At 64.3% G+C, this 26,403-nt stretch carries 22 protein-coding genes; 12 read left to right on the forward strand and 10 right to left on the reverse strand.

From position 1 onward, the window contains the following. The first annotated feature begins 59 nt into the window (after positions 1-59). The 4 genes from M2S36_RS21985 (at position 60) to M2S36_RS22000 (ending at position 4,662) form a co-directional block, all read left to right on the forward strand. A complete protein-coding gene (locus M2S36_RS21985) occupies positions 60-695 on the forward strand; it encodes an RluA family pseudouridine synthase (protein ID WP_011532730.1) in 636 nt (211 codons plus the stop codon). Positions 696-860: 165 nt separating this feature from the next. Further along, positions 861-2,150: a M18 family aminopeptidase gene (locus tag M2S36_RS21990; RefSeq protein ID WP_207829169.1), complete on the forward strand. Its 1,290-nt coding sequence runs from the start codon at positions 861-863 to the stop codon at positions 2,148-2,150. 170 nt (positions 2,151-2,320) lie between these two features. Next, complete coding sequence (locus M2S36_RS21995; RefSeq protein WP_166674223.1) at positions 2,321-2,488, forward strand: hypothetical protein; 168 nt, start codon at positions 2,321-2,323, stop codon at positions 2,486-2,488. A gap of 44 nt (positions 2,489-2,532) precedes the next feature. Then, positions 2,533-4,662, forward strand: a complete 2,130-nt coding sequence (locus M2S36_RS22000; protein WP_233687910.1) for a mechanosensitive ion channel family protein — start codon at positions 2,533-2,535, stop codon at positions 4,660-4,662. A 100-nt stretch (positions 4,663-4,762) separates the two neighbouring features. Here the strand turns inward: M2S36_RS22000 and phnR are convergent, their stop codons facing one another. Further along, positions 4,763-5,476: a phosphonate utilization transcriptional regulator PhnR gene (gene phnR / locus M2S36_RS22005; protein ID WP_063911592.1), complete on the reverse strand. Its 714-nt coding sequence runs from the start codon at positions 5,474-5,476 to the stop codon at positions 4,763-4,765. Positions 5,477-5,803: 327 nt separating this feature from the next. Here phnR and M2S36_RS22010 point away from each other — a divergent pair, with 327 nt between their 5' ends. The 6 genes from M2S36_RS22010 (at position 5,804) to M2S36_RS22035 (ending at position 11,112) form a co-directional block, all read left to right on the forward strand. After that, on the forward strand, positions 5,804-6,868 hold the full coding sequence (locus M2S36_RS22010; protein WP_233687911.1) for an ABC transporter substrate-binding protein: 1,065 nt from the start codon (positions 5,804-5,806) through the stop codon (positions 6,866-6,868). Between the two features lie 147 nt (positions 6,869-7,015). Beyond that, complete coding sequence (locus tag M2S36_RS22015) at positions 7,016-7,822, forward strand: alkaline phosphatase family protein (protein WP_063911590.1); 807 nt, start codon at positions 7,016-7,018, stop codon at positions 7,820-7,822. Then, complete coding sequence (locus M2S36_RS22020) at positions 7,819-8,670, forward strand: ABC transporter permease (RefSeq protein WP_207829175.1); 852 nt, start codon at positions 7,819-7,821, stop codon at positions 8,668-8,670. Before M2S36_RS22015 ends, M2S36_RS22020 begins: the two co-directional genes overlap by 4 nt. Beyond that, a complete protein-coding gene (locus tag M2S36_RS22025) occupies positions 8,660-9,454 on the forward strand; it encodes an ABC transporter permease (protein ID WP_063911588.1) in 795 nt (264 codons plus the stop codon). Before M2S36_RS22020 ends, M2S36_RS22025 begins: the two co-directional genes overlap by 11 nt. Position 9,455: 1 nt before the next feature. Next, on the forward strand, positions 9,456-10,445 hold the full coding sequence (locus M2S36_RS22030; protein WP_207829177.1) for an ABC transporter ATP-binding protein: 990 nt from the start codon (positions 9,456-9,458) through the stop codon (positions 10,443-10,445). A gap of 13 nt (positions 10,446-10,458) precedes the next feature. After that, positions 10,459-11,112: an HAD family hydrolase gene (locus M2S36_RS22035; RefSeq protein ID WP_233687912.1), complete on the forward strand. Its 654-nt coding sequence runs from the start codon at positions 10,459-10,461 to the stop codon at positions 11,110-11,112. Between the two features lie 123 nt (positions 11,113-11,235). On the opposite strand, the gene M2S36_RS22040 is transcribed toward M2S36_RS22035, so the two are convergent. Then, complete coding sequence (locus tag M2S36_RS22040; protein WP_207829181.1) at positions 11,236-12,198, reverse strand: NAD(P)H-quinone oxidoreductase; 963 nt, start codon at positions 12,196-12,198, stop codon at positions 11,236-11,238. Positions 12,199-12,342: 144 nt separating this feature from the next. On the opposite strand from M2S36_RS22040, the gene M2S36_RS22045 reads away from it, so the two are divergent. Both M2S36_RS22045 and M2S36_RS22050 read left to right on the forward strand, forming a co-directional pair. Beyond that, positions 12,343-14,424 (forward strand): carboxy terminal-processing peptidase, encoded by a 2,082-nt coding sequence (locus M2S36_RS22045; protein ID WP_241106352.1) that lies wholly within the window; start codon positions 12,343-12,345, stop codon positions 14,422-14,424. A gap of 118 nt (positions 14,425-14,542) precedes the next feature. After that, positions 14,543-15,511: an EAL domain-containing protein gene (locus M2S36_RS22050; RefSeq protein ID WP_207829189.1), complete on the forward strand. Its 969-nt coding sequence runs from the start codon at positions 14,543-14,545 to the stop codon at positions 15,509-15,511. A 60-nt stretch (positions 15,512-15,571) separates the two neighbouring features. Here the strand turns inward: M2S36_RS22050 and M2S36_RS22055 are convergent, their stop codons facing one another. From M2S36_RS22055 to M2S36_RS22090, 8 genes are all read right to left on the reverse strand, one after another. Then, positions 15,572-15,940 carry a hypothetical protein gene (locus M2S36_RS22055; RefSeq protein ID WP_063911582.1) on the reverse strand — a complete coding sequence of 123 codons (369 nt, stop codon included), beginning with the start codon at positions 15,938-15,940 and terminating at the stop codon, positions 15,572-15,574. Beyond that, complete coding sequence (locus M2S36_RS22060) at positions 15,937-16,275, reverse strand: helix-turn-helix domain-containing protein (RefSeq protein WP_063911581.1); 339 nt, start codon at positions 16,273-16,275, stop codon at positions 15,937-15,939. The genes M2S36_RS22055 and M2S36_RS22060 overlap by 4 nt, the downstream gene beginning before the upstream one ends. 111 nt (positions 16,276-16,386) lie before the next feature. Continuing rightward, entirely contained in the window at positions 16,387-16,827 is a 441-nt protein-coding gene (locus M2S36_RS22065) for a YkvA family protein (protein ID WP_015269270.1), read from the reverse strand. Positions 16,828-17,120: 293 nt separating this feature from the next. Continuing rightward, positions 17,121-17,885, reverse strand: a complete 765-nt coding sequence (locus M2S36_RS22070) for an FKBP-type peptidyl-prolyl cis-trans isomerase (protein WP_063911580.1) — start codon at positions 17,883-17,885, stop codon at positions 17,121-17,123. A gap of 235 nt (positions 17,886-18,120) precedes the next feature. Further along, positions 18,121-19,053, reverse strand: a complete 933-nt coding sequence (gene pcaQ, locus M2S36_RS22075) for a pca operon transcription factor PcaQ (protein WP_233693972.1) — start codon at positions 19,051-19,053, stop codon at positions 18,121-18,123. Between the two features lie 107 nt (positions 19,054-19,160). Then, positions 19,161-19,523: a nitrite reductase small subunit NirD gene (nirD, locus tag M2S36_RS22080; RefSeq protein ID WP_233687913.1), complete on the reverse strand. Its 363-nt coding sequence runs from the start codon at positions 19,521-19,523 to the stop codon at positions 19,161-19,163. Then, positions 19,523-22,075: a nitrite reductase large subunit NirB gene (nirB, locus tag M2S36_RS22085; RefSeq protein WP_207829202.1), complete on the reverse strand. Its 2,553-nt coding sequence runs from the start codon at positions 22,073-22,075 to the stop codon at positions 19,523-19,525. Before nirB ends, nirD begins: the two co-directional genes overlap by 1 nt. Positions 22,076-22,380: 305 nt before the next feature. Beyond that, on the reverse strand, positions 22,381-26,229 hold the full coding sequence (locus M2S36_RS22090) for a bifunctional nitrate reductase/sulfite reductase flavoprotein subunit alpha (RefSeq protein WP_333957851.1): 3,849 nt from the start codon (positions 26,227-26,229) through the stop codon (positions 22,381-22,383). Between the last annotated feature and the right edge of the window lie 174 nt (positions 26,230-26,403).

The following is a 26,403-nucleotide window of genomic DNA, read 5'->3' on the forward strand; positions in this document are numbered from 1 at the left end:
GCCGGCGATGGGCCGCAAAGCGGCCCCAGTGTTTTCCCCGATATAACCGAGACCAAGCAATGCCGCTGTCCAACATCCAGATCCTGCACGAAGACGCCGCCATCCTGGTGATCAACAAACCGACCCTGCTGCTGTCGGTACCCGGCCGCGCCGAGGACAACAAGGACTGCCTGATCACCCGCCTGCAGGAAAACGGCTACCCCGACGCGCTGATCGTGCACCGCCTGGACTGGGAAACCTCTGGCATCATCCTGCTGGCCCGGGATGCCGACAGCCACCGTGAGCTGTCGCGCCAGTTCCACGACCGCGAAACCGAAAAGGCCTACACCGCGCTGTGCTGGGGCCAACCGGCGCTGGACAGCGGCAGCATCGACCTGCCGCTGCGCTACGACCCGCCGACCAAGCCACGGCATGTGGTGGACCACGAACAGGGCAAGCACGCGCTGACCTTCTGGCGCATCGTCGAGCGCTGCGGTGATTACTGCCGGGTAGAACTGACACCGATTACCGGGCGCTCGCACCAGTTGCGCGTGCACATGCTGTCGATCGGGCACCCGCTGCTGGGCGACCGGCTGTATGCCAACCCCGAGGCACTGGCGGCCCATGAGCGGTTGTGCCTGCATGCCTCGATGCTGAGCTTTACCCACCCGGTGTCCGGGGAGCGGCTGAAGTTCGAGTGCCCTGCGCCCTTCTGAATGTGTACAGCCTGTACTGGCCTCTTCGCGGCTAAAGCCGCTCCCACAGGGACCGCACCGCTTTCGAGGGTTGTGCAGTACCTGTGGGGCTGCAGCCGCGAAGAGGCAGACACAATTTGTCGACTTAATACGCTAAACTCGCGCCACTGCTGTCTGGAGTGAGCTATGCGCGACGCACTGAATTCTGGCCTTATCGACTTCCTCAAGGCCTCCCCCACGCCCTTCCACGCCACCGCCAGCCTGGCCCAGCGCCTGGAAGCTGCCGGCTACCAGCGCCTGGACGAGCGCGACAGCTGGGCCACAGTGCCTGGCGGTCGCTACTACGTCACCCGTAACGACTCGTCGATCATCGCCATCAAGCTGGGCAAGCAAGCCCCACTGCTGAACGGTATCCGCATGGTCGGTGCCCACACCGACAGCCCGTGCCTGCGCGTCAAGCCGCAGCCTGAACTGCAGCGCCAGGGCTTCCTGCAGCTGGGTGTAGAAGTGTATGGCGGCGCCTTGCTGGCGCCATGGTTCGACCGCGACCTGTCGCTGGCCGGCCGGGTCACCTATCGCCGTGACGGCAAGGTCGAAAGCCAGCTGATCGACTTCAAGCTGCCGATCGCGATCATCCCCAACCTGGCCATCCATCTCAACCGCACCGCCAACGAAGGCTGGGCGATCAACCCGCAGAACGAGCTGCCGCCCATCCTGGCCCAGGTGGCGGGTGACGAGCGCATCGATTTCCGCGCCCTGCTCACCGAGCAACTGGCCCGCGAGCACGAGCTGATCGCCGACGTGGTGCTGGATTACGAGCTGAGCTTCTACGACACCCAGGACGCCGCCCTGGTCGGCCTGAACGGCGACTTCATCGCCGGTGCGCGCCTGGACAACCTGTTGTCGTGCTACGCCGGTCTGCAGGCCCTGCTGGCCGCCGACAGCGACGAAACCTGCGTACTGGTGTGCAACGACCATGAAGAAGTCGGCAGCTGCTCGGCCTGTGGTGCCGACGGCCCGATGCTGGAGCAGACCCTGCAGCGCCTGCTGCCGGATGGCGACGCCTACGTGCGCACCATCCAGCGCTCGCTGATGGTGTCGGCCGACAACGCCCACGGCGTGCACCCCAACTACGCCGACAAGCACGACGGCAACCACGGGCCCAAGCTCAACGCCGGGCCGGTAATCAAGGTGAACAACAACCAGCGCTACGCCACCAACAGCGAGACCGCCGGGTTCTTCCGCCATCTGTGCATGGCCGAGGAAGTGCCGGTGCAGAGCTTTGTGGTGCGCAGCGACATGGGCTGTGGCTCGACCATCGGTCCGATTGCGGCCAGCCACCTGGGCGTGCGTACGGTGGATATCGGCTTGCCAACCTTTGCCATGCATTCGATTCGCGAGCTGTGCGGTAGCCATGACCTGGCGCACCTGGTGAAAGTGCTGAGCGCCTTCTACCGTAGCCGCGAGCTGCCTTGATGTAGTCAGGCCCGGCCTCTTCGCGGGTAAACCCGCTCCCACACGGACCGCACAACCTTCAGGAGCTGTGCAGTACCCGCGAAGAGGCCAGGCCTGCTCAAGGTCAATCCCGCTTCGCCTGCCACCCGCTATGCTTGTTACATGGCCCCACTGCAAAAGGATTGCTGTCCATGTCCCCGTTCCTTTCCCTGTTCGTGCCGGTGTTCCTGTTCCTGATGCTGCTGACCATCGGTTTCAGCCTGCGCGAGCGCAACATCGGCGTACTGATGATGTGGGTCGGCACGCTGGGTATCTTCGGCCTCACCTGCTGGAAAATCCTGGAGCAACTGCCGTCGTGAACCTCTACACTCGGTCAATCGTTTGACCTGAGGTAGTTTTGCCAGTGCCTGCCCTTCTGCGTTGCTTTTTCCTGCTGCTGTTCCTGTTTGTCACCCCGGTACAGGCCGCTGGCCTGCCCGGCCTGCTTGGTGGCAGTGCGCCCGCACAGCCGGAAGCGACCGAACCGTTGGGCAAGTCGCTGGACGAGGTGATCAAGAACCTGGAAAACGACCAGCAGCGGGCCAAGCTGCTGGCCGACCTGAAAAAACTGCGCGACGCCACCAGGCAATCGCAACCCACCGTCGAACAGGGCGTGCTCGGCCTGATCGGCGGCGCCCTGAATGACTTCGAAAAACAGTTCAGCGGCGATGCCAGCCCGTTCCATCGCTGGGCCGCGGAAATCGAACAGGCCCAGGCCGAACTGACCGAGTTGATGGTGCCGGTACACCAGTGGCCGGCCATCCTGTTCGGCTTTGCCGCCGTCATCGCCGTCTGGAGCGTGCTGGCCTACGCCTTCAACTGGGTCGGCCACCGGGTACGCCTGCGCTTTGGCCTGAGCGAGGAACTGCCGCAGCACCCGCGCACCTGGGACCTGGTGCGCTTTGCCCTGCGCAAGCTGGGCCCGTGGCTGGTGGCACTGGTGTTCACCGTGTACCTGAGCGTCGTGCTACCACCGTCACTGGGCAAATCGCTGGCCATGGTGCTGGCCTACGCGCTGGTGGTCGGCACCTGCTTCTCGGCCATCTGCGTGATCGCCTTCTCGCTGCTCGACGGCCCGCACCGCCACCGCGCCCTGCACATCCTGCGCCACCAGGCGTTCCGCCCGCTGTGGCTGATCGGCAGCTTCGCCGCGTTTGGCGAAGCGATGAGCGACCCGCGCCTGACTGTCGCCCTCGGCACCCACCTGGCCCACGCCCTGGCCACCCTGGCCAACGTGATTGCGGCGCTGTGCACCGGGCTGTTCATTCTGCGCTTCCGCCGCCCGATCGCCCACCTGATCCGCAACCAGCCGCTGTCACGGCGCCTGACCCGGCGCACCCTCAGCGACACCATCGAGATCCTCGGCAGCTTCTGGTTCGTGCCGGCATTGATCCTGGTGGCGATTTCGCTGTTCGCTACCTTCATCTCGGCCGGCGATACCAGCACCGCCCTGCGCCAGTCGCTGATGTGCACGGTGCTGGTGGTGGTGTGCATGGTGCTCAACGGCCTGGTACGCCGCCACGCCGCCAACCCCAAGCGCGCCAGCAAGCGCCAGGCAGTGTACGCCGAACGCCTGCGCAACTTCGGCTACCTGCTGGTGCACCTGTTCATCTGGCTGGTGTTCATCGAGCTGGGCCTGCGCGTGTGGGGCCTGTCGATGATCGGCTTCGCCGAGGGCGACGGCCACGACATCAGCGTGCGCCTGCTGGGCCTGGCCGGCACGCTGATCGTCGCCTGGCTGGTGTGGATCCTGGCCGACACCGCCGTGCACCACGCCCTGGTGCGTTCGCGCCGGGGCCTGGCCAACGCCCGCGCGCAAACCATGATGCCGTTGATCCGCAACGTGATGTTCGTGGTCATTTTCATCATCGCGGTGATCGTCGCCCTGGCCAACATGGGCATGAACGTCACCCCGCTGCTGGCCGGTGCCGGTGTGATCGGCCTGGCCATCGGCTTTGGTGCGCAGTCGTTGGTGGCCGACCTGATCACCGGGTTGTTCATCATCATCGAGGACTCGCTGGCCATCGACGACTACGTGGATGTGGGCGGGCACCTGGGCACGGTGGAGGGACTGACCATCCGTACCGTGCGCCTGCGGGATATCGACGGCATCGTGCATACCATCCCGTTCAGCGAGATCAAGAGCATCAAGAACTACTCGCGCGAGTTCGGCTACGCGATCTTCCGCGTGGCGATCCCGCACAGCATGAACATCGACCAGGCGATCACGCTGATTCGCGAGGTGGGGCAGAAGCTGCGCAACGACCCGCTGATGCGCCGCAACATCTGGTCGCCGCTGGAGCTGCAGGGGGTGGAGAGCTTCGAGTCGGGTTCGGCGATCTTGCGGGCGCGGTTCAAGACCGCACCGATCAAGCAGTGGGAGGTTTCGCGGGCGTTCAACCTGGCGTTGAAGCGGCAGCTGGATGAGGCCGGGCTGGATTTGGCAACGCCAAGGTTGTCAGTGCAGGTAGTGACTGCCGGTTCCTCCAGTTAGGGCCTCTTCGCGGGTGAACCCGCTCCCACAAGTACTGCGCAAAGGCTGAAACCTGTGCGGTCCCTGTGGGAGCGGGTTTACCCGCGAAGAAGCCAACATTTCATCCAGCCTGAGCGCGAATGCGGATGGCATCATGCCGCCAATACTCCAGGTCACAGTCGATCAGGTGCCCATGCTGGTCACTGTTGACCCGGGTGATATGCAACCCCGGGCTTCCCGCCGATACTTTCAAGGCACTGGCCGCCTCCACCGGCAACGCCGTCGGCAAGATCTCGAAGCACACCTGCCCATACTGGATGCCATACACCCGCCCATAAATCTCGGTCAGCGACTGCGCCAGGTCCTGCTCGAGAATCTCCGGAAAGTACCGGGGATTGAGGTAGTGCTCGGCATACAGCACCGCCCGACCATCGATCCGCCGTAACCTGCAGATACGCACCACGCTGGACAACGCTGGCAGCTGCAAGCGCGCACAGATGGCCGCCGAGGCCGGCTGCAGCCGCGCCGACAACAGTTCGGTACTGGGCTCCCGCCCTTGGTCACGGACCATGGCATGGAAGTGGCTGCGCTCGATCAGGTCGTAGGTCAGCCGCTCGGGCGCGACGAACCAGCCACGACGCTCTTCGCGATAGATCAGCCCCTGGGCTTCCAGCTGCACCAGCGCCTCACGCAGGGTAATGCGCGTGGTATCGAACACCTCGCTGAGCCTGCGCTCGGCCGGCAGCTTGCCGCCCGGCGCCAGCAGGCCGTGCTCGATCTGCTCCTGCAAGGCATGGCAGATGGCTGTTACCGCACGCGGTGGCATCGACTGCATCGAAAGGTTACCTATCTGGACTAGTCCAGCCCCATCACAGGGCATGTGGAGAATAGTGCAAGCCTAGGCAGGGCTGATGAACATCCTGTGACAAAGGCTTTGGCCAGACACTACCAGAAACGCGCCAAGCCAGCAGAACCGGGTTGGTTGCGTGGTCTACGCTGTAGCTTCAGGGCCTTCACCGGCCCTTCCCTACATCAAACTGTCATGCAAGCGGCCTACCTTGGCTCAAGGTTTGCTGACCTAGACCAAAGGTGCCAGTCAACGGCTTGCAACGGTTTTACCCAGAACAACGATCGCAAAGGCACCCACCCAAAGGAGCTTCGGATGAAAAAGTTCTTCATGGCGTCACTGCTCGGTTCGGCCATCGCGTTGTGTACCACGGCCATGGCCGCCGGCACCGACCTCAAGGCCCTGGAAGACGCCGCCCGCAAGGAAGGCACTGTCAACAGCGTGGGCATGCCCGACGCCTGGGCCAACTGGAAAGGCACCTGGGAAGACCTGGCCAGCAAGTACGGCCTCAAGCACAGCGACACCGACATGAGCTCGGCCCAGGAAATCGCCAAGTTCGAAGCCGAGAAGGACAACGCCAGCGCCGACATCGGCGACGTGGGTGCCGCCTTCGGCCCGATCGCCGTGAGCAAGGGCGTGAGCCAGGCATACAAACCGAGCACCTGGGACCAGGTACCGACCTGGGCCAAGGACAAGGACGGCCATTGGGCGCTGGCCTATACCGGCACCATCGCCTTCATCATCAACAAGGACCTGGTCAAGGAAGGTGAGCGGCCAACCTCGTGGCATGACCTGGAAAAAGGCAAGTACAAGGTCGCCATCGGTGACGTCGGCACCGCCGCCCAGGCCGCCAACGGCGTGCTGGCTGCGGCGATCGCCTACAAGGGTGACGAAACCAACCTGGCACCGGGCCTGCAACTGTTCACCAAGCTGGCCCAGCAGAAGCGCCTGTCGCTGGCCAACCCGACCATCCAGACCCTGGAAAAGGGCGAGGTGGAAGTGGGCGTGGTGTGGGACTTCAACGGCCTGAGCTACCGTGAACAGATCGACCCCAAGCGTTTCGACGTACTGATCCCGTCGGATGGCTCGGTGATCTCCGGCTATACCACCATCATCAACAAGTACGCCAAGCACCCGAATGCGGCCAAGCTGGCCCGTGAATACATCTTCAGCGACGCCGGGCAGATCAACCTGGCCAAAGGGCATGCACGGCCGATCCGTGCCGAGCACCTGAAGCTGCCGGAAGACGTGCAGGCCAAGCTGCTGCCCAACGAACAGTACAAGGCCGCGCAGCCGATCAAGAATGCCGAGGCCTGGGAAGCGAGCTCGAAGAAACTGCCACAGATGTGGCAGGAGCAGGTGATCATCGAGATGGAGTAAGGGGCTAGCTTCTCTAGCGCCTGGACGGGCCCTTTCGCGGGTAAACCAGCTCCCACAGGTAAAGCACGCGTCTCAAGGCTGGCGCATGACCCTGTGGGAGCGGGTTTACCCGCGAAGAAGCCAACGCGGTTTATGACTGGAGCCACCATGCAACACAACGTCATCCTGGTCCTGCTCGACGGCCTCAACTACCAGGTCGCCCACCACGCCATGGGCCACCTGCACGCCTACGTCGAGGCCGACCGTGCCGCGCTGTACCGCGTGGAATGCGAACTGCCGTCGCTGTCGCGGCCACTGTACGAGTGCATCCTCACCGGTGTACCACCAATCGACAGCGGCATCGTGCACAACAACGTCAACCGCTTGTCCAACCAGCGCAGCGTGTTCCATTACGCCCGCGAGGCCAACCTGGGCACTGCGGCGGCGGCCTATCACTGGATCAGCGAGCTGTACAACCGCTCGCCCTTCGACCCGCAGCGCGACCGCCATACCCACGCGCCGAAGCTGCCGATTCAGCACGGGCTGTTCTACTGGGACGACCGTTACCCCGATTCGCACCTGCTGGCCGATGGCGAATACCTGCGCCGCCGCCACGCCCCCAACTTCCTGCTGGTGCACCCGATGAGTATCGACGACATCGGCCACCGCCATGGTCTGGATAGCAGCCAGTACCGTAACGCCGCGCGCAGCGCCGACATCCTGCTGGCCGACTACCTGCCAGACTGGCTTGAGGAAGGCTACCAGGTACTGGTCACCGCCGACCACGGCATGAACAACGACCGCTCGCACAATGGCCTGCTGGCCGAGGAGCGCGAAGTGCCGCTGTTCGTCTTCGGCGATGCCTTCAGCCTGGACCCGGCAGCCAAACCGCTGCAGACCGAGCTGTGCGGGACCATCTGCGAGCTGCTCGGCGCGCCACATGACAAGAGCGTCTGCCGGGAGCTGCTGAAGTGACTACAGCCAAGAGCAGCAGCACCCGTGGCCGCTACCTGGCCTTGCTCTGCCTGCTACCGTTCGCCGTGTTCTTCGTCATCTTCCAGATCGCCCCGCTGGCCTGGGTGGCGATCAACAGCCTGCAATCGGAAGCGGGCTGGGGCGTGGACAACTTCAGCAAGGTGTTCGCCTCGAAGTTCTACCTGCAGGCCCTGCAACGCAGCCTGGAGATCAGCTTCTGGTCGAGCCTGTTCGGCATCGTCATCGCCACGGTCGGCGCCTACTCGCTGCGCCAGGTGGACTCGAAGCTGCGCGACTTCGTCAGCGCCTTCGCCAACATGACCAGCAACTTCGCCGGGGTGCCGCTGGCCTTCGCCTTCATCATCCTGCTCGGTTTCAACGGCGCGCTGACCCTGCTGCTGAAGCAGGTCGGCCTGCTGGAAGACTTCAGCATCTATTCCAAGAGCGGGCTGATCCTGGTGTACACCTATTTCCAGATCCCGCTTGGCGTGTTGCTGCTGTACCCCGCGTTCGACGCCCTGCGTGAAGACTGGCGCGAGTCGGCTGCGCTGCTGGGTGCCAGCCACTGGCAGTTCTGGCGGCACATCGGCCTGCCGGTGCTGACCCCGGCACTGCTGGGCACCTTCGTCATCCTGCTGGCCAACGCCCTCGGTGCCTACGCCACCGTGTACGCGCTGACCACCGGCAACTTCAACGTACTGCCGATCCGCATCGCCGGCCTGGTAGCCGGTGACATCAGCCTCGACCCCAACCTGGCCAGCGCCCTGGCGATGGTCCTGGTGGGGCTGATGACACTGGTCACGGTGGTGCATCAATGGCTGCTGAAAAGGAGCTACCATGCGCGCTGACGCCCGTTCCGGCGGCTGGTACCACCGCGTCGTGGTCTACCTGCTGTTCCTCATCCTGCTGCTGCCGCTGGCTGGCACCCTGCTCTACTCGCTGGCCACCAGCTGGTCGGCCAGCCTGCTGCCCAGCGGTCTGACCTTCAAGTGGTACATCGCGCTGTGGAGCGAGCCGCGCTTCCTGGCTGCCTTCGGCCAGTCGCTGCTGGTGTGCGTGGGCGCGCTGCTGCTGTCAGTGGTGCTGATCCTGCCGCTGCTGTTCGTGGTGCACTACCACTTCCCCAGGCTCGATGCACTGATGAACATCCTCATCCTGCTGCCGTTCGCGGTGCCGCCGGTGGTGTCGTCGGTGGGGCTGCTGCAGCTGTATGGCAGCGGGCCCATGGCCATGGTCGGTACACCGTGGATCCTGATCGGCTGCTACTTCACCATCGCCCTGCCATTCATGTACCGGGCCATCACCAACAACCTGCAGGCGATCAACCTGCGCGACCTGATGGACGCTGCCCAGCTGCTGGGCGCCAACACCTGGCAGGCGGCGCTGCTGGTGGTCCTGCCGAACCTGCGCAAGGGCCTGATGGTGGCATTGCTGCTGTCGTTCTCGTTCCTGTTCGGCGAGTTCGTGTTCGCCAACCTGCTGGTCGGTACCCGCTACGAGACCCTGCAGGTGTACCTGAACAACATGCGCAACAGCAGCGGCCACTTCAACAGCGCGCTGGTGATCTCGTACTTCGCCTTCGTGCTGGTACTGACCTGGGTCGCCAACCGCCTGAACAAGGACAAGACCTGACATGAGCTTCGTCAGCGTACAGAAACTGCAAAAAAGCTACGCCGGCAGCCCGGTGTTCGAGAACATCGACTGCCATATCGAACGGGGCGAGTTCGTCACCCTGCTTGGCCCGTCCGGTTGCGGCAAGTCCACGCTGTTGCGCTGCATCGCCGGGCTGACCCCGGTGGACAGTGGGCAGATCCTGCTCGACGGCCATGACATCGTGCCGCTGAGCCCGCAAAAGCGCGGCATTGGCATGGTGTTCCAGAGCTACGCGCTGTTCCCCAACATGACCGTGGAGCAGAACGTCGCCTTCGGTCTGCGCATGCAGAAGGTCAAGGCCGATGAAAGCCAGGCCCGGGTGCGCGAGGCGCTGGAACTGGTGGAGCTGGGCAACTTCGCCGGGCGCTACCCGCACCAGTTGTCCGGCGGCCAGTGCCAGCGCGTGGCCCTGGCCCGCTCACTGGTCACCCGTCCGCGCCTGCTGCTGCTCGACGAGCCGCTGTCGGCACTGGATGCGCGCATCCGCAAGCACCTGCGCGAGCAGATCCGCGCCATCCAGCGTGAGCTGGGGCTGACCACCATCTTCGTCACCCACGACCAGGAAGAGGCGCTGACCCTGTCCGACCGCATCTTCCTGATGAACCAGGGGCGCATCGTCCAGAGCGGCGATGCCGAAACCCTCTACACCGCGCCGGTGGACCTGTTTGCCGCCGGCTTCATCGGCAACTACAACCTGCTCGACGCCGACAGCGCCAGCCGCCTGCTGCAACGCCCGGTGGCCAGCCGCCTGGCGATCCGCCCCGAGTCGATCACCCTGGGTATCAACGGCGAACTGGACGCCGAAGTGCGCAGCCACAGCCTGCTGGGCAACGTGATCCGCTACCGGGTGCAGGTGCGCGAGGTGGAACTGGTGGTCGACGTGCTCAACCGCTCACCGGCCGACCTGCATGCGGACGGGCAACGGGTAAGCTTGTCGATCGACCCCACGGCGCTACGGGAAGTGGCCTAAGGAGCATCAACACATGGCACTGGCAATTTTCGATCTGGACGAAACCCTGATCCACGGCGACTGCGCGTCGCTGTGGAGTGAGCAGATGGCCCGGCTGGGCTGGGTCGACGGCAAGGCATTCCTGCGCCGCGACCATGAACTGATGGAAGCCTACGGCAGGGGCCACCTGCGCATGGAGGAGTACATGGCCTTCAGCCTGGAGCCGATTGCCGGGCGTACCCTGGAAGAGGTCGAGCACCTGGTGGAGCCATGGGTCGAAGAGGTGATCGAGCCGATCATCTACGGCGACGCCTGCCGCTGCATTGCCGAGCACCGCAAACGCGGGGATCGCATCCTGATCATTTCGGCTTCGGGTACGCACCTGGTCGGGCCGATTGCGGCGCGGCTGGGGGTGGACGAGTACCTGGCGATCGAGCTGGAGGCGGTGAACGGGGTGTATACCGGCAACACCCATGGGGTACTGACCTATCGCGAAGGGAAAATCACGCGGTTGCTGGAGTGGCTGGACCAGGAGCAGGAGAACCTGGAGGGGGCAAGTTTCTATTCCGATTCGCGGAATGATTTACCACTGTTGCTGAAGGTGGATCATCCGCATGTGGTGAACCCGGATGCGGTGTTGCGGGAGCATGCCGAGATCAACAAGTGGCCGATCCTGAGCTGGGCCTGAGGTAATCGCATCGCCTGCACCGGCCCTTTCGCGGGTAAACCCGCTCCCACAGGGACCACACAGTTTTCAAGCCTGTGGTAATCCCTGTGGGAGCGGGTTTACCCGCGAAGAGGCCGGGCCTGCCTACGCCAGGCCAGGGTCTATCACCATCACCAGCTTGCCCGACACCTGGTTGGTCTCAAGCTCGGCATACGCCGCCTGGGCAAACTCCACCGGGTAGGTATCCACCAGTTGCGGCGACAGGCGCCCTTCGGCAAACAGCGGCCACACCTGCTGCTGCAACTCGCGCAGCAGCTCGGCCTTGAAGCCGTCATCGCGGTTGCGCAACGTGGAACCGGTAATCTCCAGACGCTTGCCCAGTACCTGTGCCAGGTCCAGCTCGAACTTGCGCCCGCCCATCAGGCCGATGATCACCCAGCGGCCGTCACGGGCCAGCAGCTTGAGGTTGAGCTCGCCGTAGCTGGCACCCACCGGGTCGAGAATCACATCGAACGGGCCGAAACCTTCCAGCGCCTCCAGGTTCTCGTTACGTACCACGCCACCGGCAGCGCCCAGCGCCTCGCAGTAGGCCAGGCGGTCCTGCGAACCGACACTGACCCACACCGGGCTGCCGAACGCCTTGCACAGCTGGATCGCGGCCGAGCCAACGCCGCTGGCGCCAGCGTGCACCAGCACCTTCTCGCCAGCTTTCACGCCACCCAGCTGGAAGATGTTCAGCCAGGCAGTGGCATACACTTCCGGCAACGCCGCCGCTTCATGCAGGCTCAGGCCCTCGGGTACCGGCAGCACGTGGCGGGCATCGACCACCACTTCCTCGGCCATGGCGCCGCTGGCCAGCAGCGCGCAAACACGGTCACCCACGCGCCAGTCGGCACCGGCGCCCACTTCTTCGATCACGCCGGAACACTCCAGGCCCATGTACGGGCTGGCGCCTGGCGGTGGTGGGTACAAACCTTTCATCTGCAGCAGATCGGCGCGGTTCAGCCCCGCAGCAGCCACGCGAATGCGCACTTGGCCCGCGTCGCAGGTCGGGCGTTCGGCCTCGACCCAGGCCACATGTCCGTCAACGCCTTGCAATGCCTTCACAGTGCCTCCATAGTTGAATCATATGACCGAGCCTGGGAACGCCAAGTCCCCAGGCTTTTTGCAGTATGCATCCGGTTTTTTGCAACCGGTGAACAGAAAAGACGGCCTACTATGCGTGATCAATTGTCTCCACGTCGAATCAGCATGAAGCATTTCCTCCCAAGCACCGCCCTGGCGCTGATGATCGGCCTGGGCAGCCTCACGCTCGGCGGCAATGCGGTGGCCGCCAACAAGTGGGACAGCCTGCAGCCGGACCGCGACGAGATCGTCGCCAGCCTCAACGTGGTGGAATTGCTCAAGCGCCACCACTACAGCAAGCCGCCGCTGGACGACGCCCGCTCGGTCATCATCTATGACAGCTACATCAAGCTGCTGGACCCGGCGCGCAGCTACTTCACCGCTGCCGACATTGCCGAATTCGACAAATGGAAAACGCAATTCGACGATTTCCTCAAGAGCGGTAACCTCGACCCGGGCTTCACCATCTACAAACGCTACCTGGACCGCGTCAAGCAACGCCTGGACTTCGCCCTGGCCGAGCTGAACAAAGGCGTGGACAAGATCGACTTCAACGCCAAGGAAACCTTGCTGATCGACCGCAAGGATGCCCCGTGGATGAAGGACCAGGCCGAGCTCGACGACTTGTGGCGCAAACGCGTCAAGGACGAAGTGCTGCGCCAGAAGATCGCCGGCAAGGAACCCAAGCAGATCCAGGAAACCCTGACCAAGCGCTACAAGAACCAGCTGGCGCGCCTGGACCAGACCCGTGCCGAAGATATCTTCCAGGCCTACATCAACACCTTCGCCCAGTCCTACGACCCGCACACCAACTACCTGTCGCCGGACAACGCCGAGAACTTCGACATCAACATGAGCCTGTCGCTCGAAGGCATTGGTGCGGTGCTGCAAAGCGACAACGACCAGGTCAAGATCGTGCGCCTGGTGCCGGCAGGCCCGGCGGCCAAGACCAAGCAGGTGGCCCCGGCCGACAAGATCATCGGTGTGGCCCAGGGCAACAAGGAAATGGTCGACGTGGTCGGCTGGCGCCTGGACGAAGTGGTCAAGCTGATCCGTGGCCCGAAAGGCTCGGTGGTGCGCCTGGAAATCATCCCGGCCAGCAACGCGCCTAGCGACCAGACCAGCAAGATCGTGGCGATCACCCGCGAGGCGGTTAAGCTTGAAGAGCAGGCGGCGAAGAAGTCGGTGCTCAAGCTCAAGCAGGACGGGCGTGACTACAAGCTGGGCATCATCGAGATCCCGGCCTTCTACCTGGACTTCAAGGCCTACCGCGCCGGTGATCCGGAGTACAAGAGCACCACGCGTGACGTGAAGAAACTGCTCACCGAACTGCAGAAAGAGAAAGTCGACGGCGTGGTCATCGACCTGCGTAACAACGGCGGCGGCTCGCTGCAGGAAGCCACCGAACTGACCAGCCTGTTCATCGAAAAAGGCCCGACCGTGCTGGTACGCAACAGCGACGGCCGCGTCGACGTGCTGGAAGACGAAAACCCAGGTGCCTTCTACAAGGGCCCGCTGGCGTTGCTGGTCAACCGCCTGTCGGCCTCGGCTTCGGAGATCTTCGCCGGTGCCATGCAGGACTACCACCGCGCGCTGATCATCGGCGGCCAGACCTTCGGCAAAGGCACCGTGCAGACCATCCAGCCACTCAACCATGGCGAGCTGAAGCTTACCCTGGCCAAGTTCTACCGGGTTTCCGGGCAGAGCACCCAGCACCAGGGCGTGCTGCCGGACATCGACTACCCATCGATCATCGACACCAAGGAAATCGGCGAGAGCGCCCTGCCCGAGGCCATGCCGTGGGACACCATCCGCCCGGTAGTCAAGCCGGCGGCCGATCCGTTCAAGCCGTTCCTGGCCCAGCTGAAAGCCCAGCATGAAGCCCGCAGCGACAAGGACGCGGAGTTCACCTACATCCGCGACCGCCTGGCCCTGACCCAGAAGCTGCTGAACGAGAAGACCGTCAGCCTCAACGAGCAGGACCGTCGCGCACGCCACGATGAGATCGAGGCCAAGCAGCTGGCGCTGGAAAACATCCGCCGCAAGGCCAAGGGTGAAGAGCCGCTGAAAGAGCTGAAGAAAGAGGACGAGGATGCGCTGCCGACCGAGGATGAGAACACCAAGCCGGAAGACGATGCCTACCTGTCGGAAACCGGTCGCATCCTGATCGACTACCTGAGTGCGAGCACCAAGGTGGCCAAGAAGTAAGGCGCAACGGCAATGATGGCAGAATAATGTGACCTGTCATCAAGCAGTCATCGCGCTCTCGTGAAATAGAGGGGCCGGGCGTGGAAACGCCCGGCCCTTTCATTTTCAGGAATACGTCATGACCGTTGCCGAGCAGCTCAGTGCCTTGAGTGCCATCCTGGCTCAACGCAGCATTCACAGTCTGTTCCAGCCGATCATGTGCCTGAGCGAACAACGGGTTTACGGCCATGAGGCGCTGAGCCGCGGGCCGTCCAACAGCCCACTGCACGCACCGCTGAACCTGTTTACCATCGCCCGCCAGGCCGGTCGCCTGACCGAGCTGGAGGCCGCCTGCCGGGAAAGCGCCTGCCGGCGTTTCAGCGAACAGCAGTTGCAGGGCAAGCTGTTTCTCAACGTCTCGCCGGAGACGCTGCTGGAGCCGCATTACCCATCCGGCCAGACCCTGAAACTGCTTGAGCAGGTCGGCCTGTCGCCCAGCCGGGTGGTGATCGAGCTGACCGAACATACCCCGACCGACGACTTCCAGCTGCTATCCAATGCCCTGCACCACTACCGTGACATGGGCTTCTCGATTGCAATCGACGATCTGGGGGCGGGTTATTCGAGCCTGCGCCTGTGGTCGGAGCTGCGCCCCGAATATGTGAAGATCGACCGGCATTTCATCGACGGCATCCACCGCGACCCGCTCAAGCGTGAGTTCGTCGGGTCGATATTGCAGATCGCCCGGGCGTCGAAGGCGCAGGTGATTGCCGAAGGCATCGAGTTGGCGGAGGAGCTGGCGGTGCTGATGGAGATGGGCGTGGACCTGGTGCAGGGTTACCTGCTGGGGCGGCCGCAGGAGCTGGGGGTGCGCGAAAGCCTGCCACTACCGGCGCTGATGAAGCTGCCGTTGGCCGAACAGCCGACGGTGCGGCTCAATGCCACGATTGGGCAGTTGCTGGAGCTGTTTGGCCGGCATCAGCACCTGGAGGCATTGGAGGTGGTGGATGCCGATGGCCGGGCTTGTGGATTGATTCACAGGCATGCACTGCCTGTTATGGCCTCTTCGCGGGCACGCCCGCTCCCACAGGTTCATCACGGATCTTGAGCCTTGTGTTGTATCTGTGGGAGCGGGTTTACCGGCGAAGAGGCCGGAACAGGCAACGAGTCAGGCCGATTCGGGGTAGCTGTACTCGAACACCCTGACCACCTCGGAGGCATGCCATGAGGCCGCTTCCATGCCGTCGACCGGCCCGGAAAATCGGCCCAACCGTTCAACGCACTCGAAGAAGCCGGTACGCGGCAAACGGCTGGCACCCTGGCTGATCACCAGCGAGCTGCGCAATGGTTGCTCGGCGCGGGCGTCCAGCACCGCCAGGTACTCCAGCGCGGCGGTCAGCGTCTGCATGGCCGGGCTGGGTAATTGCAAGCGTTCGATCAACGCTCGGTATGTCAGCAAGTGACGTTGACGACGGGCCAGGTCAAGCTCGCCCAGCAGGTTATCCCAGTGCTGACGGCTGATCCTGACCTGGCTCATGATGGCTCGCTCCAGCCAGCCACCCCCAGATGCCAGGCCAGGGCGCGGCGGATGGCAGCATCAGGCTGGCGTTCGCCCGATTCGATCATGGCCAGGTAAGCCGGGCTCACGCCGACATTGCGCGCCAGTTGCTCAGGGGCGATGCCCTTGGCCTGGCGAATCTGTGCCACTTCGCTGAAGGCCGGCAATGGCGCACTGGCTGCATCGCCCTGCGCTTCAATGGCAACCACCTCGGCAGGCGCCTGCCCCGCAGCCTTGAGCAGTGCCTGGTACTGCTCCCAGGGAACGACGGCGTACTCGGGCTGACCGTCCCGGCTGATGACCTGAATACCCATTACAAACCCCTTTAAAAAGGATTACAGCATGTAATCCGTAGGCATAACCCTTATGCCAATTATATTACCAACTCCGGGGTCTGTGCAGTTGAGGAGTAGCTCGGGCCAGTTTCACTGCGTATTGCGCTCCAAACGCAGGGCTTCGGGAGTGGCCGGCAGGCGCTCGACCACACGCAGCCGCTCGGGCGCCTGGCTGTCGCGCCAGGCCTTGAAGCGCGCCAGTTCGTCGGCCACGGTCTTCAGTACCCAACCCAGCACCGCGATGTCGTCGAGGAAACCCACGCCCAGCAACCAGTCGGGGATGGCATCGATGGGGCTGACGAAATACAACAGGCCAGCGACGATGGTGACCAGGGCCTTGGGGCTGATGGCACGGTACTCGCCGCGCCACCAGGCCAGGCACAATGACTGCAGCAGCTTCACGTCTTCACGCAGCTGGCCGATGCGCGGGCCTTTGCGGGCGACTGCGAACAGCAAGGCCGGCAACCGGCCACGGCTGAGCAGCCGCTCGGCCAAGGGCAGGAAACGGGCGAAATTCCAGGGTGCGCTCATGGAGCCTCCAGGCGGAAAAGGTTATCCACATTTATTGTGGATAACCTTGTGAACAGGGCGACGTTTCTGACCCCGGGTGCCTGCCAGGCAAGGGCCCCGGTCAGATCGGGCGTTTTTTACACAGTCGTTTCACACCATGGGTGCCTACGTCGCAAACGATTTGCGTCAGAAGCATCTTGCTGCTTCACGCTGCATTTCCTCGGACAGTATCAGCAGTTGCAGGTTCGTCCAACCACCCTGCACAAACGAAAACGCCCCGTCAGGACGGGGCGTTTTGCGTGGGCCAGCCAGTGTTACTTGGCAGGCGCTTCGGCTGGAGCGTCAGCAGGGGCTTCAGCTTCCGGCTCGGCGCCTTGCAGCTGGGCCGGATCCTTGATGGCGATCAGTTCCAGGTCGAACACCAGTACCGAGTTGGCCGGGATCAGCGGGCTTGGGCTCTGCGCGCCGTAGGCCAGTTCAGCCGGGATGAACAGCTTGTACTTCTCGCCGACGTGCATCAGTTGCAGGCCTTCGACCCAACCCGGGATCACGCCGCTGACCGGCAGGTCGATCGGGCTGCCGCGCTCGACGGAGCTGTCGAACACCTTGCCATCGATCAGCTTGCCTTCGTAGTGGACAGTGACCACGTCGGTCGGCTTGGGCTGCGGGCCGTCGGCCTTCTTGACCACTTCGTACTGCAGGCCCGAGGCAGTGGTGACCACGCCTGGCTTCTTGGCGTTTTCCTCGAGGAATTTCTTGCCGGCGGAGGCGGCTTCTTCGCTGGCCTTGGCCAGGCGCTCTTCGGCACGCTTCTGCAGCGCGGTGAAGGCTTCTACCAGCTCTTCGTCCTTGATGCGCTGTTCTTTCTTGCCAACGGCGTCTTCGATGCCGAGGGCGACTGCTTTCGAATCAAGGTCTTCCATGCCTTCCTGAGCCAGGCTCTTGCCCATGTTCAGGCCGATACCGTAGGAGGCTTTCTGTGCCGGAGTCTTCAGCTCGGGGCTGCTGGTCTGTTGATCACAGCCAGCCAGTACCAGGCCTACCAGGGCAACCGCAGCCGCCAAACGATGCTGTTTCATGCTATTTCCTTGTTCATGCGCCATAAGGGCAATCAGGGTAAAGCCGCGAGCTTAGCAGGCGGCCATGACCAATGGCTACCGGCATAGGAGCGGGTTTTGGTAAGGAAGTTCAGTAGTTAAACGGTTATTCATCAAAGGATGTGCAGCCATTGGCCAGTATTGACCGGTTGTGCCGCCTTTGCCCGGTTTTGCGGGGGATTTATTTCGCTGAATGCCGAGAAGCCTGCATTGGCCCTCAGGGGTAATTGCCCTCACGGTACTGCCCCGCCACCTCGCGCAGCACTTCGCACACCCACTGCCCCGGCACGCTCTGGGGCAACGCAGCATTACGGCAGATGCCCACCGAGCCGCCCGGCTCGCGCACACCCAGGTCGAGCTCGACCAGCTCGCCCCGGCGCAGGTCGAGCAGCACCGCGTCGCGCGGCGCCACCCACACTGCATCGCTGCCCAGCAGGTAGCGCCGGCTCAGCGCCAGTGACAGGGTTTCCAGGCGCTGGGCCGGCATCTGGATGCCACATTGCACAAACAGGCTGTCGGCATGCTGGCGGATGGTGGTGCCTGCGGGCGGCAATACCAACGGGTAACGCCCCACCTGCGCCCGCTCCACCGGCGTGCCGGCCAGCAACGGGTGGCCAGGCCGCACCACCAGGCTCATCGACTCGCTGTACAGGTGCTCGAACGACAGGCCCTGGATCTGCGGGCTGTCGGTCATGCGCCCGACCACCAGCTCCAGTTCGCCCAGGCGCAACTGGCCGAGCAGTTGCGCGCTGACCCCGGTGACCACACTGATCACCAACGCGTCATGCCGCTGGTGCAGGCGGCACAGCACCTCGGGCATGAGCAGGCCTTCGACCGTGGACAGCACGCCGATACGCACCTGCGACGGCGCCCGCGCTTCACCACGCAGGCTGCTCACGCCATCGCGCAGGGCTTGCACGCTGGGTCCGGCGTAACGCATGAAACGCGTGCCGGCCGGGGTCAGCTCGACGCCCTGGCGGCTGCGCGCGAACAGGCGTGTTTCCAGCAGCTCTTCGAGTTCCTTGAGGGTCTTGGAGATGGCCGGCTGGCTGATTGCCAGGATGTCGGCAGCCCTGGCCAGGCTGCCCTGCCGGGCAATCTCCAGGAAGCACAGCAGGTGGCGGTACTTGATGCGGGTGTCGAGGTTCATGGGCTCAAGCTTACCGCATGCAGATAGCCTGTACCGGCCCTTTCGNNGCAGATCCCTGTGGGAGCGGGCGCGCCCGCGAAAGGGCCGGGACAGGCAGCAGATGAATATCAGGCCACAGCCAACTCCACCGTCTCACCACTCAAACGCACCGGCCACACCCGCAAACGCTGCCCGGAATCTTCCAGGCACTCCCCGCTCCGCAGGCTGAAGTGCTGCTTGTACAACGGCGCCGCCACCACCAGTTCGCCCTGCACACTGCCCACCAGCCCGCGGCCGATGATGTTGGCGCCGGAGCGCGGGTCGCGGTTGTCCACCGCGTACAGCGGCTGCGGCTGCCCTGGCAGGTAGAACAGCGCCACCTGGGCACCGTCAAGCCACACCACCACCCCGGAATCCGCCACCAGATCATCCGCCTGGCACACGGCCTGCCAGGTTTCTCGGGTTTTCACAGCAGCATTGGACAGGTTCATCAGACAGCCTCCTCGACAGTTGGGATCAGGTGCAGCGGCGCAGCAGGCCGGCGCTGTTCGCGTTCGCGCACGAAATGCACGTCCGGATCGGCACGGCGGTCGTTGACGAAGGTACGGAAGCGTTTGAGCTTCTCGGGGTCGTTGAGGGCGTTGGCCCACTCGCATTCGTACTGGTCCACCACATGCTGCATCTGCGCTTCCAGCTCGCTGGCCAGGCCCAGGCTGTCATCGATGACTACCTGTTTCAGGTAGTCCAGCCCGCCTTCCAGGTTCTCGCGCCACACCGAGGTGCGCTGCAGCTTGTCGGCGGTGCGGATGTAGAACATCAGCACGCGGTCGATCAGGCGTACCAGGGTCTCGTCATCAAGGTCGGTGGCGAACAGCTCGGCATGCCGCGGGCGCATGCCGCCGTTGCCACACACGTAAAGGTTCCAGCCCTTGTCGGTGGCGATCACGCCGATGTCCTTGCTCTGCGCCTCGGCACATTCACGGGTGCAGCCAGATACGGCGAACTTGAGCTTATGCGGGCTGCGCAGGCCTTTGTAGCGGTCTTCCAGGCGCAGGGCCATGCCAACACTGTCCTGCACGCCGTAACGGCACCAGGTGCTGCCGACGCACGATTTCACCGTGCGGGTCGACTTGCCATAGGCATGCCCGGTTTCAAAGCCGGCTTCGATCAGCTCGCCCCAGATCAGCGGCAGTTCGTGCAACTGGGCGCCGAACAGGTCGATGCGCTGGCCACCGGTGATCTTGGTGTACAGGTCGTACTTCTTGGCCACCTGGCCGATCACGATGAGCTTGTCGGGGGTGATTTCACCACCGGGGATACGCGGCACCACCGAGTAGGTACCGTTCTTCTGCATGTTGGCCATGAAGGTGTCGTTGGTGTCCTGTAGCGGCACCAGCGCCGGGTCCATGATCGGCTGGTTCCAGCACGAGGCCAGGATGTTGCCCACCGCCGGCTTGCAGATATCGCACCCAACATGGCCTTTGCCGTGACGTTCGAGCAGCTCGCTGAAGGTGCGGATGCCCTCCACCCGCACCAGCCCGTACAGCTCCTGGCGGGTGTAGGCAAAGTGCTCGCACAGGCTCTTGTCCACCGCCACGCCACGGGCGGTCAGCTCGTGCTCGAACACCTGCTTGAGCAGGGCCGCGCATCCACCACAACCGGTGGCAGCTTTGGTGCAGCCCTTGACGGCGGCAAGGTCGCCGCAGCCGCTGTCGATGGCGGCGCAGACCGCGCCCTTGCTAACGTTGTGGCAGGAGCAGATGGTCGCGCTGTCGGGCAGCGCATCGGCGCCCAGGGCCGGTGCGCCGCCGCCTTGCGGCAGGATCAGTGCCGCCGGGTCGGCCGGCAGGGCAATGCCGTTCTGGGCGTACTGCAACAGGGTGTCGTAATAGCTGTTGTCGCCGACCAGCACCGCACCAAGTACGTGCTTGCCGCTGGCATCCACCACCAGCCGGCGGTAGGCGCTGTTGGCTTCGTCAATGAAGCGGTAGCTGCGTGCCCCCGGGGTGGCGCCATGGGCATCGCCGATGGAGCCGACATCCACGCCCAGCAACTTGAGCTTGGTGGACATGTCGGCACCGGTGAATTCGCCAGCGGCTTCCCCCATCAGCAGCGCCGCCAGGTTGCGCGCCATGCTGTAGCCCGGGGCAACCAGGCCGAACACGCTGCCGTTCCACGAGGCGCACTCACCGATGGCGAAAATGCGTGGGTCGCTGCTGCGGCAGTGGTTGTCGATCACCACCCCGCCACGCGCGGCGATATCCAGGCCACAGGCACGGCCCAGGGCATCCTGCGGGCGGATACCCGCGGAGAACACGATCAGGTCGGTTTCCAGGTGCTCGCCGCCATCGAAGTTCATGCGGTAGCGGTAGTCTTCCCCCGCACTGATCGACTGGGTGGCACGCGACAGATGCACACCCACGCCCAGCGCTTCGATCTGTGCCTTGAGCGCGGCGCCGCCCTCGCCGTCCAGCTGCACCGGCATCAGCCGTGGGGCGAACTCCACCACATGGGCTTCCAGGCCCAGCGACTTGAGGGCGTTGGCCGCTTCCAGGCCAAGCAGGCCACCGCCCACTACCACGCCACGGCGGGCGCTGGCTGCGGCAGCGCGGATGGCGTCGAGGTCGTCGAGGGTGCGGTAGACCAGCCGAGCATTGCCGCTGGAGCCTTCGATCGGTGGCACGAAGGGATAGGAGCCTGTGGCCAGCACCAGGTGGTCATAACCGTAGCGGCCCTCAGCAGTGACCACTTCGCCGCACTCACGGTCAATTTCCAGTACCGCTTCGCCGAGGTGCAGGTGCACACCGTTGGCGCCGTAGAAGTCCTGCCCGCACAGGGCCAGGGTTTCGGCACAGCTGCCGCCGAAGTACTCGGACAAGTGCACGCGGTCGTAGGCGCGTTGGCGCTCTTCGCCGAACACATGCACCTCGAAGCGCTGCAGGGCGCCGCGGCTGACCAGTTGTTCGACGCAATGGTGGCCGACCATGCCGTTGCCGACGATGACCAGTCGCTCTCGTTGCCCGCTGCTCGCTGTTGCCTTCATAAGCCGATCCTCGATCAAAAAAAAAGCGCCTGGAGCCGAAGCTCCAGGCGCCTTTGCCTGTATTCATCGCGGTAGTGGGCCCGGGTTGATCGCCGTTGATCAGTGGGCTTTGTTGTAACTGGGATAAAGCAGGGACTGTGCCAACCCTGTTTCCTGTACTGGCCTCTTCGCGGTGTACGACCGCTCCCACAGGGTCCTCCACGTTTTTCAGACCTGTGCAGTACCTGTGGGAGCGGGCGTGCCCGCGAAGAGGCCAGCACGGCAAGTGCACATTCCAAGTGCATCACTCCCCATCTTGGCGCACATCAATACACATCCCGCCGATACCGCCTGGCCTTGCCCAGCGCTTCGACATAAGCCCCCGCCGCCGCCGCATCCATGCCGCCATGCTCGGCCACGATGGCCCGCAACGCCGCATCCACATCCCTGGCCATGCGCTGCGCATCGCCACACACAAAGAAGTACGCCCCCGCCTCCAGCCACTGCCACAACTGCGCGCCCTGTTCGAGCATGCGCTGCTGCACGTAGACCTTCTCGGCCTGGTCGCGTGAAAACGCCGTGTCCAGCCGCAAGTGCCCTGCAGCCTGCCAAGCTTGTAGCTGCTCCTGGTAATAGAAATCGGTGGCCGCGTACTGCTCGCCGAAGAACAGCCAGTTAGCCCCTTTCGCCCCGCGTGCCTCTCGTTCTTCGAGGAAGGCCCTGAACGGCGCAATACCAGTGCCGGGGCCGACCATGATCACCGGCACGCTGTCATCCTCGGGTAGGCGGAAGTGCTTCGACACCTGCAGGAAGATGGCCACCTTCAGCGCCTGTGCGCGGTCGGCAAGAAAGCTTGAACACACCCCTTTGCGCGCACCATAGCGCACCGTGGAAACGGTCAGGTGCACCTGCTCCGGGTGCGCCAGCAGGCTGGAGCTGATCGAATAGAGGCGCGGCTGCAACGGTTTGAGCAGGGCCAGCCAGCTGGCCAGCGGCAACTGCTGGGGGAAGGCGCGCAACACATCGACCAGTTGCCGGCCCCACAACCAGTCCTGCAGCTCGGCCTTGCACTCGGGCTGCAGCAGGCGCTGCAGGTCCGGGGCATTGCTGGCGAAGGCCTGCAACTGCTGCGCGGTGACCTTGGCAATCTCCAGGTGCGCTTGCAGGGCTTCAGTCAGCGGCATGGCGGGCTGGCCTTTGAGCTCGACCATGGTTTGGCCATCGAGCTGCATCAGCGCCAGCAGTTCGTCGACCAGCTGCGGGCAGTTGCGCGGCCACACGCCCAAGGCATCGCCCGCGGCATAGGTGAAGCCGCTGCCGCTCAGGTCGAATACCAGTTGACGGGTTTCCTTGCTGGCACCCGGGCCGTTGAGCAGGCGGTTTTCCAGCAAGGTGGCAGCCCAGGGTTGCTGCTTGCTGTAAGCCGCCACGGGCGCAGGCTCGGTGACCGGTTGCGGTGCGGCGGCACTGCCCAGCGTAGGCAACAGCGCATCGAGCCAGGCGGCGAAGGCGTCGTCGAAGTCCGGCTCGCAGTCCACCCGTTGCAGCAGGCGCCGCCCACCCAGTTCGGCCAGACGTTGGTCAAGCTTGCGGCCAAAGCCGCAGAACTGGTCGTAACTGGAATCGCCCAGGGCCAGTACGGCATAGCGCAGTTCGGCGCAGTGGGCGCCCTGCTCCCCCTGCAAGGCGTGCCAGAACGCCGCCGCGCTGTCGGGCGCGTCGCCATCGCCAAAGGTGCTGGCGATCAGCACCACGCTGGCGGCGCCCTGCAACTGACGCGGGCTGACCGCGTCCATGCAACTGAGCTGCACATCGAGGCCGGCACCACGCAGGCGCTCGGCACAGCGTTCGGCCAGCAACTCACCGTTGCCGGTCTGCGAGGCCCACAACACCTGGTGCCGTGGCGCCGCCAGCGCAGCATCGGGCAGTACCGGGGCTGGCAGGGTGTCCAGGCCAAGCAGACGGGACAGGGCGGCGGTCGGCGGAATGGCAGTGTTCAGATCAAGGGCTTCGATCCGCTCGCCTGCAACCCGCTCCAGGGTCACGGCACAGTGCTTGAACGCCGGCTGCAGCGACAGCGGGTCGACCGCATCGCAGGTCACGGCGTTGATCGCCAGCTGCTCGCCGATCAGGTCGTTCCAGTGAAATGGGGCAAAGCAGTTGCCCGGCATGACCCGGTCGCTGATTCGCGCGGGCAGCACGGCCTGCCCACGGCGCGAGCGGATGGCCACCTGGTCCTTTTCGGCGATGCCCAGACGGGCGGCATCGTCGTGGTGGATCTCCACGAAGGGGCCAGGCTCCAGCTTGTTCAGCGCCGGCACCTTGCCGGTCTTGGTCAGGGTGTGCCACTGGTGCTGTACGCGGCCGGTATTGAGCACCATGGGGTAATCGGCATCCGGCAGCTCCGCTGCCGGCAACCAGGGCCGGGCGAAGAAACGGGCCTTGCCGCTGGCGGTCGGGAAGGCCAACGCCGGGCATTCGCCCTGGGCGTCGTGCAACAGCGCCTGGCTGCTGCCGTCGTTGCGGTAGCGCAGCGGGCTGCGCGGGTTGTCGCGGCCCGGGGCGCAGGGCCACTGGCGCGGCTGCTCGCGCAGTTCGGCATAGCCGATACCACGCAGGTCGTAGCCGGAGGCCGGGTTATGGAAGCGGCGGATCTCCTCGTACACCGCTTCGGCATCGGGGTAGTCGAAGCCGTCGGCGTAGCCCATGGCGCAGGCGACCCGGGCGATGATCTGCCAGTCGGGCAGGCTCTGCCCGGGCGGCTCGACGGCGCGTGGCATCAGGGTGAGGTTGCGCTCGCTGTTGATCATCACGCCTTCCCCTTCAGCCCACAGTGCGGCCGGCAGGAGGATGTCGGCGTAACGGTTGGTTTCGGTGTCGAGGAAGGCATCCTGGGTAATCACCAATTCGGCCTGGCGCAGGCCGTCGATCACCTGCTGGCGGTTGGCGACGCTGGCCACCGGGTTGCTACAGATGACCCAGCAGGCTTTCACCGCGCCGCTTTTCATCTGTTCGAACAGCGCCACCGTGCCCTCGCCGCCCTCACTGCGCAGGCTGCCCGGTGCCAGTTGCCACTGCTGCTCGACGAAGGCGCGGTCTTGCGCTACCAGCGCCGAGCGCTGGCCTGGCAAACCCGGGCCCATATAGCCCATCTCGCGGCCGCCCATGGCATTGGGCTGGCCGGTCAGCGAGAACGGCCCGCTGCCGGGGCGGCAGATGGCGCCCGTGGCCAGATGCAGGTTGCAGATCGCATTGGTGTGCCAGGTGCCATGGATGCTCTGGTTCAGGCCCATGGTCCAGCAGCTCATCCAGTTGCTGGCGCCGCCGATCCATTCGGCGGCCCTGATGATGTCGGCCTCGGCCAGCCCGGTGATGGCGGCCACGCGTTCAGGGGTGTAGTCGTCGAGGAAAGCCGGCAGTTCGTCCCAGCCTTCTGTGTGGCGGGCGATGAAGTCGGGGTTGGTGTGGCCGTTGCGCTGCAACAGATACAGCAGGCCATTGAGCAAGGCCATGTCGCTACCGGGACGCACTTGCAGGAACAGGTCGGCCTTATCGGCGGTGGCGCTGCGCCGCGGGTCGATGACGATAAGCTTGGCGCCCGCCCTCACCCGGTCGAGCAGGCGCAGGAACAGGATCGGGTGACAGTCGGCCATGTTGGCGCCGATCACCAGGAATACGTCGGCGTGCTCGAAGTCCTGGTAGCTGCCGGGCGGGCCATCGGCGCCAAGCGACAACTTGTAGCCGCTGCCAGCGCTGGCCATGCACAGGCGCGAGTTGGACTCGATGTGGCGAGTGCGGATAAAGCCCTTGGCCAGCTTGTTGGCCAGGTACTGGGCCTCCAGCGACATTTGCCCGGAAACGTACAGCGCCACGGCGTCCGGGCCGTGCTGGTCGATGATGCCGAGCAGGCGGCTAGCGGCAGCGGCGATGGCCTGGTCGATGCCGGTACGCGCTGGCTGCTGGCTGCGCTGCTGGCGCACATAGGCATCTTCCATGCGGCCGGCAGCGGTCAGTGGCAGGTGTGCGGTGAGGCCTTTGGTGCACAGGCGGCCGAAGTTACTGGGGTGCAGCTTGTCGCCGCTGATCTTGCCGACCTTGCCATCGGCAACGCTCATGACGATGCCGCAACCGACGCCGCAGTAAGGGCAGACGCTGCGCACTTCGCTGTTGGCCATGGGCGGGCTCCTGTGAGAAACGCAAAAAGGCGCCGGCTGCCCCTGCTTGCTGGGCAAGCGGGGCAACACGGCGCCTTTGTCGTGAAGGTTTGTGGGCTGTCGACGTTGATAGCCCTGGGTAGCGGTAGATCAGCAATTAATGGGCCAGCTGTGCCTGCCCTTTCGCGGGTAAAC

Source organism: Pseudomonas sp. SF2 (assembly GCF_036858055.1).
GTDB lineage: Bacteria > Pseudomonadota > Gammaproteobacteria > Pseudomonadales > Pseudomonadaceae > Aquipseudomonas.